At 69.4% G+C, this 11,828-nt stretch carries 9 protein-coding genes and 1 pseudogene; 3 read left to right on the top strand and 7 right to left on the bottom strand.

What is annotated here, in order from left to right; all coding sequences use genetic code 11:
* The 3 genes from VF536_RS14370 to VF536_RS14380 form a co-directional block, all read right to left on the bottom strand.
* Window positions 1–2,166: a TonB-dependent siderophore receptor gene (locus VF536_RS14370; RefSeq protein WP_331615541.1), complete on the bottom strand. Its 2,166-nt coding sequence runs from the start codon at window positions 2,164–2,166 to the stop codon at window positions 1–3.
* A gap of 335 nt (window positions 2,167–2,501) precedes the next feature.
* The gene (locus VF536_RS14375; protein ID WP_331615542.1) at window positions 2,502–4,178 is read right to left on the bottom strand and encodes a tetratricopeptide repeat-containing diguanylate cyclase; all 1,677 of its coding nucleotides are present in this window, start codon (window positions 4,176–4,178) and stop codon (window positions 2,502–2,504) included.
* 154 nt (window positions 4,179–4,332) lie between these two features.
* Window positions 4,333–5,916, bottom strand: coding sequence for a CoA-acylating methylmalonate-semialdehyde dehydrogenase (locus tag VF536_RS14380; protein WP_331615543.1), 1,584 nt, complete (start codon window positions 5,914–5,916; stop codon window positions 4,333–4,335).
* A gap of 107 nt (window positions 5,917–6,023) precedes the next feature.
* On the opposite strand from VF536_RS14380, the gene VF536_RS14385 reads away from it, so the two are divergent.
* The gene (locus VF536_RS14385; protein WP_331615550.1) at window positions 6,024–6,956 is read left to right on the top strand and encodes a LysR family transcriptional regulator; all 933 of its coding nucleotides are present in this window, start codon (window positions 6,024–6,026) and stop codon (window positions 6,954–6,956) included.
* Here VF536_RS14385 and VF536_RS14390 read toward each other — a convergent pair.
* The gene (locus VF536_RS14390) at window positions 6,937–7,515 is read right to left on the bottom strand and encodes a hypothetical protein (protein ID WP_331615544.1); all 579 of its coding nucleotides are present in this window, start codon (window positions 7,513–7,515) and stop codon (window positions 6,937–6,939) included. The two genes, VF536_RS14385 and VF536_RS14390, sit on opposite strands and share 20 nt — an antisense overlap.
* A 215-nt stretch (window positions 7,516–7,730) precedes the next feature.
* Between VF536_RS14390 and VF536_RS14395 the strand changes: the two genes are divergently transcribed.
* Entirely contained in the window at window positions 7,731–8,240 is a 510-nt protein-coding gene (locus VF536_RS14395; protein ID WP_331615545.1) for a DinB family protein, read from the top strand.
* A gap of 29 nt (window positions 8,241–8,269) precedes the next feature.
* Here the strand turns inward: VF536_RS14395 and VF536_RS14400 are convergent, their stop codons facing one another.
* Both VF536_RS14400 and VF536_RS14405 read right to left on the bottom strand, forming a co-directional pair.
* Window positions 8,270–8,644 carry a GNAT family N-acetyltransferase gene (locus tag VF536_RS14400; protein ID WP_331615551.1) on the bottom strand — a complete coding sequence of 125 codons (375 nt, stop codon included), beginning with the start codon at window positions 8,642–8,644 and terminating at the stop codon, window positions 8,270–8,272.
* A gap of 108 nt (window positions 8,645–8,752) precedes the next feature.
* A pseudogene (locus tag VF536_RS14405) lies at window positions 8,753–9,217 on the bottom strand (GNAT family N-acetyltransferase); the annotation flags it as partial.
* 363 nt (window positions 9,218–9,580) lie between these two features.
* Between VF536_RS14405 and VF536_RS14410 the strand changes: the two are divergent.
* Window positions 9,581–10,405 (top strand): YecA family protein, encoded by an 825-nt coding sequence (locus VF536_RS14410; RefSeq protein WP_331615546.1) that lies wholly within the window; start codon window positions 9,581–9,583, stop codon window positions 10,403–10,405.
* Window positions 10,406–10,423: 18 nt separating this feature from the next.
* Here the strand turns inward: VF536_RS14410 and VF536_RS14415 are convergent.
* A partial coding sequence (locus tag VF536_RS14415) for an alpha/beta hydrolase family protein (RefSeq protein ID WP_331615547.1) occupies window positions 10,424–11,828 on the bottom strand: 1,405 nt, incomplete at its 5' end.

Genomic DNA, 11,828 nt, shown 5'->3' on the forward strand with positions numbered 1-11,828 from the left:
TCAGAACCGTCCGCGCACGCTCAGCATCACACTGCGCGGATCCCCGTAGTTGGGATAGTCGAGGTTGGCCCAGTAGGTCTTGTCGAGCGCGTTGCGGACCGACAGGCCGAGGCTGAAGTGGTCGTTCAGCTGGTAGTTGGCGTGCAGGTTCAGCAGCACGTAGCTGCCCTGCGTGACGGTCACCGTCCCCAGCGTCGGATGCGGAATGCCGTAGCCCGCGACCGTGCTCTGCGCATTCACGCCGGCGCCGACGGTGAGCCGCTCCCAAGCGCCGCGCAGGCGGTAGCTGGTGCTGAGCTGCACCGTGTGGCGCGGCAGGTTCGCGTAGATCAGGTCCAGCGCGTTGCGCGTGATCCGCGTGTTGGCGTAACCGGCGTTCAGCGTCCAGCCCGGCGACAGCTGGCCCGCGATGTCGACCTCGAAGCCCTTGGTCTTGGTGCCGTTGACGCCGATGTACGCGGAGCTGCCGTCGGGCAAGGTGCCGTCCGGCACCGACGAGTCGCGCACCGCGTAGTTGTCCTGCTTGGCCTCGAACACGGCGGCCGACACCGCCAACCGCTTGTCGAGGAACTCGCCCTTGAGGCCGAACTCGGTGTTGCTACCGCGGATGGGCGCGAGCAGGTTGTCGTTCTTGTCCTTGTAGTTCTGCGGCTTGAACAGGTCGGTATAGCTCGCGTAGAACGAGACCGCGTCGGTGATGTCATAGACGACGCCGACGTACGGCGACACCTCGTCGGTGACCTTGTAGGCGCCGGTCCGGGTCGTGAAGTTGCCGGCCGCGTTGAATGCGTCGGTGCCGGTCTTCCAGTAGCTCAACCGCGCGCCGGTGATCAGCGACAGCGGCTCCAGCACCTTCCAGCGGCCCATCGCGAAGACGCCGCTCTGTTCGGTCTCGGCGACGCGCTTCGCGCCCGTGGCGCTGAAGGTCGGTGCCGGCGCGTTGCCGTCCCAGGTGCGGATGTCGGGGATGTTGTAGCTCCACGAGGCGACGGAGGTCAGCGTCGGCGTGGTGGTGGTCGTCTTCGCGCCGTTGGCGCCGATCACCAGGTCGTGTTTGCGCCCGAAGAGCTCCAGCGTGCCCGACGCGTAGAGGTCGAGGCTGTCGCGCTTCTCCCAGCTCTTGCCGACGGCGGCCAGCAGCTTGAGCCCGGCGCCGGTCTTCGGATCCGGATAACCGCTGGCGTAGGTGCGCAGGCTGAAGGTGTTGCCCTCGCTGTGGTTGGCGATGGCCTTCAACGTCCAGTCGCCGCCGAGCTTCTGCTCGAGTTGCGCATAGGTCGTGCCGTTGCGGCGCGACCAGCGCGTCCATGGCGGCGAGAAGCTGGTCTCGCGCGGCAGGCCGGCCAGCGAGCCGTCCGACGCGAAGCGCGGGATCGTGCCCCAGATCGGGCCCTTGGGCACGTTGTTCCCGTCCTGATGGCCGACGGTCAGTGTCGTGCTGTCGGTCAGGTCGGCCTCGACGGTGGCCATGAAGGCGGTCTTGGTCTCGCTGTGGCGATCGCGGAAGCCGTCCCGCTCCTGCGCCGACGCGATCAGGCGCGCCCGCACGCGGCCGTCGCGCGTGATCGGTGTGTTGAGATCGGCCTCGACGCGGTGGAAATCGTCCGTGCCCATCACCAGCCCGCCGTAGGCCGAGAACACCTTCTCGGGCCGCTTGCGGACCATGTTGACCGTCGCCGACGGGATGCCGGCGCCGGTTGTCAGGCCGTTGGCGCCGCGCACGACGTCGATGCGCGAGTAGAAGACCGTGTCGTACTCCTGCTGCGTGCCGCCGCTGTAGGTGGGGATGCCGTCGATCTGGAAATCGGTGATCTGGAAACCGCGCGCGAAGTACAGCGGGCGCTGCGTGTCGTAGAACGACACGTTCACGCCGGTGATGTTCTGCATCACGTCGTTGATGCTGATCAGCGTCTCGTTCTCGAGGCGGCTGGCGTCGATGCTGCTCATCGATTGCGGCGTCTCGCGCGCAGTCAGCGGCAGGCGCGTGCTCGCGCCTTCGAGCTTCTTGCGCGCGGCGCTGATGGTCACGCGGTCGAGCGCGCGACGGCGGTCGGCGCGGATCGTGCCTTCGCCGGCGGATTCAGCGGCGGCCTCAGCGGAAGTTCGGGCCGTCTCAGCGTCCGTCGCATCGGCATCACGGACGGGCACCGGCGTCGACTGGGCCATGGCGGCACCGGCGGACAGGAGAAACGCGACAGCGGCCGCGACAGGGGTTCGGGAGGAACGTGACATGTGAAAGAGCAGCATCAAGCAGGCGTGAGCCCGCATACCGGCGCGCGCAAGCGCACCAGCCCCGGGGAGGGAGGTGGATGACGGAGGCTTGCGGGACCGGCTCCAGGGTCGCGCGACGCGGGCAACGGGCGTTGCCGGGCGCGGGGGAGCGGAGGATCAGGCTGGCGGGAGGCTCATCGGCGGTGATTTACCCGCCAGATGAGAACTGTTCTCATTGTAGAAACAGTCTTGCGTGGCCCCGAGGCAAAACCTGTCCCCTTGTGCGGTCTTCAGGCCAGGGCGACGCGGTTGCGACCCAGATGCTTGGCGCGCTCGACGGCGGCGTTGGCGCGCGCGATGAGCAGGTCGGTCGCGTAGGGCGGCGCGCTCGCCAGGCCCATGCTGAGCGTCACGTCCAGGCCCGGCGCGAGTTCGTTCCATGGGTGCACCGAGACGCTGGCGCGGATGCGCTCGCAGACCTCGAAACCGCGGTCCGCGATGGTGTCGGGGAACACGACGAGGAACTCCTCGCCGCTCCAGCGCAGCAGCAGGTCGGAACCGCGCGTGTTCTCGCGCAGCAGGTCCGCGAGTTCCTGCAGGACGCGGTCGCCGATCTCGTGGCCGTGGCGCTCGTTGATGTTGCGCAAGCCGTCGGCGTCGATCAGGGCGACCGTCAGCGGACGCGCTTCCTGCTCCGCCGCCCGCAGCAGCGGCGGCAGGCGGGCCTCCAGGCAGCGGCGGTTGCCCAGGCCGGTGAGCGGATCCTTGAACTCGGCGGCATCGCGCGCGGCGACGCTCGCCGGATCGGCGGCGAATTCCGCCTCCATGCGCGAGACGAAGTACTGCGATTGCGCCATCAGCTGCGAGACCGCGCGACGACGCTCCAGGGTCCGCGCCTGCTCGAGATGGAACAGCGACGGTCCGAGCAACGCGAGCGCCTTCGCCGCGCGGTAGCTGGCCTGGTGCAGACGCACGCGCAGGAACAGCGGCACGGCGTGTGGCGCCGGAATCGGCAGCGCTGGCTGCGCACCGGCGGTCGCGCCCTGCTCGGTCTCCGTGCGCAAGGCCTCCAGTTGCTGCCAGGCGGCGGTGGCCTGGCCGCGCGCGAGCTGCAACTCGGCGAGCATGCAGCGCAGGCGCCAGTCGAGCAGCCGGAAGCCGGCGCGCTCGCATTCATCGCGGGCTTCGATCAGGAGCGGCTCGGCCTCGTCGAGGCGCCCCATCAGCAGCAGCACCTCGCCGAAGTTGGAGGCGGTCAGCGCGATGCCGTAGCGGTCGCCGAGCTGCAGCGAATGCGGACGCGCTTCGCGGGCGAGTTCCAGCGCGCGTTCGAGCGTGCGCGGCGCCTGCTCCGGTGCGGCGCCATCGCGTTGCAGGTGGTAGGCGCCGATTGCGACGGTGCACAGGTTGGTCAGCGTGACCACGCGTTCGAACGGCGTGGCGTTGGTGCGGAGCAGGCCCGCGGCCTCGCTCATCAGGCGCTCGGCCTGCCACGGGTCGCCCATGCGCTCGAAGCAGGCGCCGAGGCCGTTCAACGCGACCGCGTGCAGCCGCACGTCGCCGAGCTCGCCGGCGAGCTTGAGCGCCTCGTGCGCGCAGGCCAGTCCTTGCTCATACGAACCGAGTTCGCAGGCCGCCAGGCTCATCCAGCGCAGCAGCTCGCACATCGCGGGGCTGGCGCCCAGGGGACGCATCAGGCGCAGCGCGCGCTCGCCGACCTCGAGCATGCCGGGCAGATCGCCCATGCGCAGCCGGAAGAAGCTGCGCAGCTTGCCGGCCTCGGCCTGCTCGTTGATGAAGCCCTCGGCATCGGCGCGATCCCAGATCGCGTCGGCCAGCGCGACGCCATCGTCGAGCCGCGCCTGCTGCTGCGCCAGGCGCGCGCGTTCAAGCAGCTCGCCCAGCGGCACGCCGTCGAGGGCCGCGGGCAGGGTCGGGTCGGAAGAGGGATCGCCGGTCGGAAACATCCGGCAAGGTTAGCCGATCGGCGGCCTGCGACGGCCGCTGGCCCTCACCCCTGCCCTCTCCCGCAAGCGGGAGAGGGGGTAAGAAGGGAGCCGGTCGGACTCCTTCTCCCGCTTGCGGGAGAGGGTGGGGGTGAGGGCCAGCGGCCATGGCAGTTCACTTGCTCGTCGGCATCACGAATTCGGCGCCCTTGGCGATGCTGGCGGGCCAGCGCTGCATGACGCTCTTCTGCTTCGTGTAGAAGCGCACGCCCTCTTCACCGTAGGCATGCATGTCGCCGAAGAGGCTCTTCTTCCAGCCGCCGAAGCCGTGCCACGCCATCGGCACGGGGATCGGCACGTTGATGCCCACCATGCCGACCTGCACGCGGCGCGCGAATTCGCGGGCGACGTTGCCGTCGCTGGTGAAGCAGGCGACGCCGTTGCCGAACTCATGCGCGTTGACGAGGTCCAGCGCCTCGCCGAAATCCTTGACCCGCACGCAGGCCAGCACCGGGCCGAAGATCTCTTCCTTGTAGATGCGCATGGCCGGCGTCACATGGTCGAAGAGCGTGCCGCCGGTGAAGAAGCCATCCGGCAGTCCGTCGACGCGATGTCCGCGGCCGTCGACCACCAAGGTCGCGCCTTCCTCGACGCCATGGGCGATGTAGCCCTCGATGCGATCACGCGCCTCGCGCGTGACGATGGGACCCATCTCGGCGTCGAGCGCCATGCCGTTCTTGATCTTGAGCGCCTTCGCGCGCTCGGCGAGCAGCGGCACGATGCGGTCGGCGACATCGCCGACCAGCACGGCCACCGAGATCGCCATGCAGCGCTCGCCCGCCGAGCCGTAGGCGGCACCGATCAGCGCGTCGACGGCCTGGTCGATGTCGGCATCCGGCATGACGACCATGTGGTTCTTCGCGCCGCCGAGCGCCTGCACCCGCTTGCCGTGGCGGGCGCCGGTCTCGTAGATGTACTGCGCGATCGGCGTGGAGCCGACGAAGCTCAGCGCCCGCACGTCGGGGTGGTGCAGAAGCGCGTCGACGACCTGCTTGTCGCCCTGCACGACCTGGAAGATGCCGTCCGGCAGGCCGGCCTGCTTGAAGAGTTCGGCGACGGCAAGACTCGGCGACGGATCCCGCTCGCTGGGCTTGAGGATGAAGGCGTTGCCGGTGGCGATGGCCAGCGGGGCCATCCACATCGGGACCATGAACGGGAAGTTGAACGGCGTGATGCCGGCCACCACGCCCAGCGCCTGGCGCGTGGTCCAGTTGTCGATGCCGGTGGAGACCTGCTCGGTGTAGTCGCCCTTGAGCAGCTGCGGCACGCCGCAGGCGAATTCGACGACGTCGATGCCGCGGCTGACTTCGCCCTGCGCGTCGGTGAAGACCTTGCCGTGCTCGGCGGTGATCATCGCGGCGAGGCGGTCGCGGTGCTGGTTCAGCAGTTCGAGGAGCTTGAACATCACCCGCGCGCGGCGCAGCGGCGGCGCGTCCGCCCACGCGGGGAAGGCGGCCTGCGCGGCGGCGACGGCGGTGTCCACGTCCTCGACGTTGCCGAGCTGGAGCTGACGCGCGACCTGACCCGTCGCCGGATTGAAGACCGCCTGGCTGCGCCCCGATGTGGCCGGACGGCGCTCGCCGGCGATGAAGTGGCTGATGTCGGCGCCGTCGGTGAAGGCGACGGGGGCAACAGCGGCATGGGTGGACGAGGTCACAGCGGTCTCCTGCTTCTTGGGGATGCCATCGAGTCTAGGCATCCCCCTCTCCCCTGCCTAGCCCAGATGGGCAACCACATTGTTCGATAGACTGAACAATCATGAGCCCGACCTCTTTCTCGCCGCCTTCCGCGCCGCCGTCATCCCCCATGAAGGCGGAGGCACGCGACGAGCTGCTCTGGTCGCAGTTGCAGGCATTGATCGCCGTGGCCAGGCTCGGCAGCTTCACCAAGGCGGCGCAACGCCTCGGCCTGTCGAAGGCGGCCGTGAGCCAGCGGATTTCAGACCTGGAACGCCACCTCGACCAGCAACTGGTGCAGCGCACCACGCGCTCGGTGCGTCTGAGCGAGGCGGGGTCGCGGCTGGTCGAGCAGGCGGAACCCGGGCTCGCCCTGCTGAGCCGCAGCCTGAGCGAAGCACGCGAGTCCGCCGGCGCACCGCGCGGACTGCTGCGTGTGACGGCACCGGTGGCGCTCGGCAGGCAACACGTGGCCCCGGCGCTGCCGGCGTTCTTCGAGCGCTATCCGGAGTTGCGGATCGAACTGGACCTCGCGGACCGCCTGGTGCCACTCGCACAGGAAGGTTTCGATCTGGCGGTCCGGCACACGAGCGCGCCGCCGGAAACGCATGTGGCGTTCAAGCTCTGCGCATCGCGGGCGCTGCTCACGGCCAGTCCGACCTATCTGGCGCGGGCGGGCGTGCCGCAGCATCCGGCGGAACTGGCGCAGCATCGCTGCCTGCCGTACCTGCGGCCGGGGCCGGCGCAGTGGTTCTTCGAGCGCGCCTCGGACGGGGCGGAGCCCGAGCGCATCCGTGTGCCGGTGCAGGGCCACTTCCGCGCGAGCAACAGCGAGGTGCTGCGGGACGCGGCGCTGTCGGGGCTCGGCATCGCGCTGCTGCCGGACTTCAGCGCGCGGGACGCGATGCGGGAAGGTCGCTTGGTCGAGGTGTTGCCGGACTGGCGCGCGGTCGGCTTTTTCGGCGACGCGATCTACGCGATCCACCCCTGGAGCAGCCACACCCCGCAGGGGGTGCGCCTGCTGATCGACCACCTCAAGGGGGTCATGCGCGAGGGGTATTGACGGCGGCCCCGAGCCCCGAAAGCGTGTCGAGGCGCGCACGCAGGTCGGCGATCTCGGCGGCGAAGTTGTCGCGGGCGGTCGTGGCGCCGACGAGCTCCATCTCGGCGGCGAGACGCTTGTCGGACTCCGCGGCGGAGGTCGCGACCTGACGTTCCAGCTGCTGGCGGAGGTCGACCAGCTGCGCGTCCTTGCCGGCGATCGCCAGCTGGTCCTTGGCCTTGCCGACAAGCGCGTCGGAGGCGATATCGCGCGCGTGGCGCAGCTCGATGGTCAGGCGCTCGATGCTGGCGTCGCGCTCGGCGACACGGGAGAGCGCGTCGTCGCGCGCGGCGACGATCCGGTCCAGATGCGACTGCAATTCGTCGTGCTCGGATTCGGCGCGTTCGTTCAGGTGCAGCAGCGCGGCGAGGTCCGTCTCGGTCCGCGCGAGGCTGTCGCGCAGCCGGGCCGCGACGTCCTCCATCAGATGGCGGGCATCGCGGAAGGTGGCGGAAGTTGCCGAGGTCGCGGGGGTCGCGGCCGGGGCGGCGACGGCCGCGTCGTCGAAGGTCGTGTCCATGTCGGTTCCCAATCAGGTCCGTGAGCCGAAGGGATCACGGCGGCGGTCGATGCGTGTGTCGATCGCCCATGGGTGTGAAGGCGACCGGGGGCGCTCGTTCCTTTAATCGCCCCACCTGTAGGCTGACGTTTGGAGGGGGATCCCGTCACTGCCAAGATGGCGGCCAGCCGACGCCTTTCCGGGCCGACCGCCAAGCCGCCAAGGAGTGACCGACCATGAGCACCGTCTCCATCCTGTCGAAGCTGTTCCGCCACCAGGCCTGGGCCCACGACGGGTTCCTGCAGGTCCTCGAGACGTCCGCCGCCGGACAGCATCCCGAGGAGCGCCAGACCGCCCTGCGGGTCCTCAACCACTGCTACGTGGTCAACCAGATCTTCACGGGGCACCTGACGGGCCGGCCGCACGGGTACGCGGCCAGCAACACCGTCGAGACGCCGACGCCGGAATCGTTGCGCGCGGCGCATGCGGCATCGGATCGATGGTTCCTCGACTACGTCGCGTCGGTCACGCCGGAGCAACTGGCCGAACCCATCGCGTTCACCTTCACCGACGGTGATCGCGGCACGATGACGCGCGAGGAAATGCTGTTCCACGTCGCGACCCACGACGGGTTTCACCGCGGCGAGGTCGGGCGCCTCCTCAAGCAGATCTCGCTGCTGCCGCCGCGCGACACCTTGGCCGTGACGCTGCATCGGGAAGAGCCGGCGCGGCGCGAGCACGGCTGACCCGGTTCCCCGGGACCGCCGTGGCGCCTTTATCGGATCGCCCGCGCCATGTACCGCACCCACCCGATGCGGCCCTGCTCCCGCAGCCCCGCGTCGATGAACCCGGCCTTCTCATAGGCGCGCCGGCCCGGCGCGTTCTCCTCGTCGACCGAGAGCACGAGCCGCGCGGACCCCGGCCATTGCGTCCGGACCCACGCGAAGACCGCTCGGAGCGCCAGCGTGCCGTAGCCCTTGCCTTGATGCGCGAGGTCGATCCGCATCGCACTGATGACGGAATCCGACGCCTGCGCCCAGCCGGGCAGGCTTGTGCCGCGCTTCAGAACCAGGAAGCCGACGATCTGCTGATCGGCCAAGATGGCCAGACCGGCCACATTGCCGTCTGCGTCGGCGTCGCAGACTTGCATGGAGCGCTCGACGCTGCCGGCAAACTCGACCTGCTCGTCGGTGACCGACAGCGCCGACACGGCGTGCCGTTCGGCGTCGGTCAGCGTGTCCCAGGTCTTCAAGGCGATGGCGACGCCGACAGGCCTCACGTAATAGCAATCGAACTCGCCTTCATCGACGAGCTCGAAACCGTGCCGTTGGTAGAAGCGGTTCGAGTCGCTCTGCTTCAGCGCACCGACGCGCACCGGCAGTCCGAGCCGCCGCGCTTCGTCGAAGACGTCCGCCAGCACCGCCGCGCCGAGGCCGCGACCCTGGCTGGCCGGATCGATGTAGAGGTGATCAAGTGACAGCCACTCCGTCTGGGGCGTCATGACGACGAAGCCGACGCGATGCCCGTCGACGACGACGTGCCGCGTGCGCGCCGGATCGAAGCCCGACAGGAAGCGCTCGCGGGCGCGCTGAGGATCGAAGCGGCCGATGCGCTCCAGACTTTCGCGCATGGCGGCGATGCGCAGGGCGACGAGCGCTTCGGCGTCGTCGGCGCTCACCGGCGTCAGATGCACTTGGGGGGACGAAGTCATCGTGGTCGACATGGCGCGAGATCGTAGCTTCGCAAAACCGCCGCCAGCCGACCCACAAAAAAGGACGCCCGACCAGCAGAGCTGACCGGGCGTTGCAAGTCCTAGAAAGGACGTCGTTGGGATCGGTGCCGTCCATCGGGGCCTTGCGGGCCGCGCCGTTGGAGGGCGTGGATGAACTCTAGGGCGAACCCTGAGCCTCCGGCATCCCCTCAAGGTGGGATACATGCGCAAAATGGTCAGCAGGTGTAAGAGCGACTCCGCATTACGGAAAAACTGCGGGGCACGAACTCCTCCGAACCATGACTTTCGTGCGGTGGCGAACAGAAGCCATGCGACCCGCCTGCCCGTACAGGCTCGCCCGGATAATCCCGCTCTATGACCGCGCCCAAGCACCCCAACAAATCTGCGCCTCGCAGACCCGCCCCCAAGACTTCGGGCGCGCCCGCCAAGGCGGGGACACCGACGCGCGGTCCACGGCCGCAGCAGGGATTCGCTCCGTCGGCGCCTGCCGCCTCGCCCGCCGCGTCTGCGCCCGGCACGCCGCCCGAAGCCTGGAGCGACGACGACCTCGATGAGCTGCAGTCGCTGCTCGACGAGGTCCCGACGCCGCTGGAGCCGCTCGACGTCTCGATGCTCGACGGCTTCCTGGTCGCCGTGATCCTGCAGCCCAAGCCGGTGCCCCTGTCCGACTGGTGGCGCTGGGTGCTGGACTCCGAGGAAGGCCGGCCCGCGCCGGCCCGCTACGACGCGCGCCCGCTGCTGCAGCTCGTCCAGCGCCGCGAGCACGACCTCCGGCAGGCGATCAACGATCGCCAGTGGTTCGATCCCTGGGTGTTCGAGCTCGATGAGGATGCCTCCGCGTCCGAGACCGTCCTGCCCTGGGTCGCCGGCTTCGCACTCGCCGCGGACCTGTTCCCCGCGCTGATGAACCTGGACGAGACCGAACTCACCGAGCCACTCGCCCAGCTCTACATGCACCTGGATCCCGAGGACCTCGAAGACGCGGACGCGTTGCTCGTGGAGATCGAAAGCCTCGAACCGCCGGAGGAGCTCGACGACGCGGTCGAGAGCCTCGTCCGCGCCAGCCTGCTGCTGGCCGACGTGTCCCGGCCGATCCCTGCGCCCAAGCCGCAGCGGTCCGGCGGCCACCGCGGGGGTCCGGGCGGCCGCGGCGGACCGCCGCCCCGTCGTCTGCGCTGAGGTCGTCGGCGCGCAGCCTCAGGGCTGAGGAATCGGAGCGCCGGGTCCGACCTGGCGCTTCATCCATTCGCTCATTTCCCAGAGCGTGTGGCCCACCGACTCGCGCGCCGAATAGCCGTGCGACTCGAACGGCAGCGTGACGTAGCGCACCGACCCGCCCGTGCCCGCCAGCGCCTGGTACAGCCGCGCGCTCTGGATCGGGAAGGTGCCGGAGTTGTTGTCCGCCTCGCCGTGGATCAGCAGCAGCGGCTCCTTGAGCTTGTCGGCGTAGTTGAACGGCGAGAGCTTCTGGTAGACGTCCTGCGCCTCCCAGTAGGTGCGGCGCTCGCTCTGGAAGCCGAAGGGCGTCAGGCTGCGGTTGTACGCGCCGCTGCGCGCGATGCCGGCCTTGAACAGGTGGGTGTGCGCCAGCAGGTTGGCCGTCATGAACGCACCGTAGCTGTGGCCGCCGACGACCATGTGTTCGCGGTCGCTGACGCCCAGCTCCACGGCCTTGTCGATGACCGCCTGCGCGTTGGCGGTGATCTGCGCGATGAAGCTGTCGTTCACCGTCTTCGGATCGCCGACCACCGGCATGGTCGCGTCCATCAGCACCACGTAGCCGTCCAGCAGCAGCATCAGCGGGCTGGTGCCCGCGAAGCTGTTGAAGCGGTTGCCGGAGCCGCTCACCTGGCCCGCGGTCGACGCGTCGGTGTACTCCAGCGGGTAGGCCCAGACAAAGGTCGGACGACGCTCGCCAGCCTTGTAGCCGGGCGGCTTGTAGAGCCAGAACGACAGCTCCACGCCGTCCGCGCGCTTGAAGCGGACAAACTCGCGCTGGATGTCGCGCAGCTGCGGCGAGGGATCCTTGGCGTCGGTCAGCGCCTGCGCCGTCGCGAGCGCGGCGCCACCGCGCAGCATCACATTGCCGGGCTCGCTGACGCTCTCGCGCACCGTCAAGACGCGGGCGCCTTCGGTGTCGAGCACGGCCAGCGGGCGCTCGTAGTGCGCGCTGTCGCCGCCGTTGGCCTCGGAGCCCGACTGGAACACCCGCGTCTTCCTGTTGCCCGCCAGCACCAGCCGGTCGATGAAGGGCTTGTCGCCCTCCGGGCTCGCGCCGGTGCCGAAGTACCAGATCGCATCGCCGTCCAGGCGCACGACTGCGCGTCCCGTCGGCTGCATGCGGTGTACCGGCGTGCCGGGATCGCGGTAGCGGTCTCGCACGGAACGTTCGATCAGCCGCTGCGCCGCCGAGGTGCCGTCCATCGCAACCAGCTCCGTCGACGTGCGCATCTTCGTCAGGTCGAAATCCTGCACCAGCGCCTGCTTGCCGCCTTCGAGGAACTCGAGCCGCGACAGCCGCTGCGGCACGCGATGCACTTCGCGCGCTTCGCCGGTGTAGGGTGCGTCCAGACGCATCAGCCGGTCGCGATGCGGCACCTGC

It is taken from the genome of Roseateles sp. (genome assembly GCF_036486225.1).
In the GTDB taxonomy this organism is placed as follows: domain Bacteria; phylum Pseudomonadota; class Gammaproteobacteria; order Burkholderiales; family Burkholderiaceae_C; genus Roseateles.

Excerpts from the sequence above, each read along its gene's own strand:
- VF536_RS14370 (WP_331615541.1), bottom strand. The coding sequence starts at position 2,166 with ATGGCCCAGTCGACGCCGGTGCCCGTCCGTGATGCCGATGCGACGGAC.
- VF536_RS14375 (WP_331615542.1), bottom strand. The coding sequence starts at position 4,178 with ATGTTTCCGACCGGCGATCCCTCTTCCGACCCGACCCTGCCCGCGGCC.
- VF536_RS14380 (WP_331615543.1), bottom strand. The coding sequence starts at position 5,916 with ATGCCTAGACTCGATGGCATCCCCAAGAAGCAGGAGACCGCTGTGACC.
- VF536_RS14385 (WP_331615550.1), top strand. The coding sequence starts at position 6,024 with ATGAAGGCGGAGGCACGCGACGAGCTGCTCTGGTCGCAGTTGCAGGCA.
- VF536_RS14390 (WP_331615544.1), bottom strand. The coding sequence starts at position 7,515 with ATGGACACGACCTTCGACGACGCGGCCGTCGCCGCCCCGGCCGCGACC.
- VF536_RS14395 (WP_331615545.1), top strand. The coding sequence starts at position 7,731 with ATGAGCACCGTCTCCATCCTGTCGAAGCTGTTCCGCCACCAGGCCTGG.
- VF536_RS14400 (WP_331615551.1), bottom strand. The coding sequence starts at position 8,644 with ATGCAAGTCTGCGACGCCGACGCAGACGGCAATGTGGCCGGTCTGGCC.
- VF536_RS14410 (WP_331615546.1), top strand. The coding sequence starts at position 9,581 with ATGACCGCGCCCAAGCACCCCAACAAATCTGCGCCTCGCAGACCCGCC.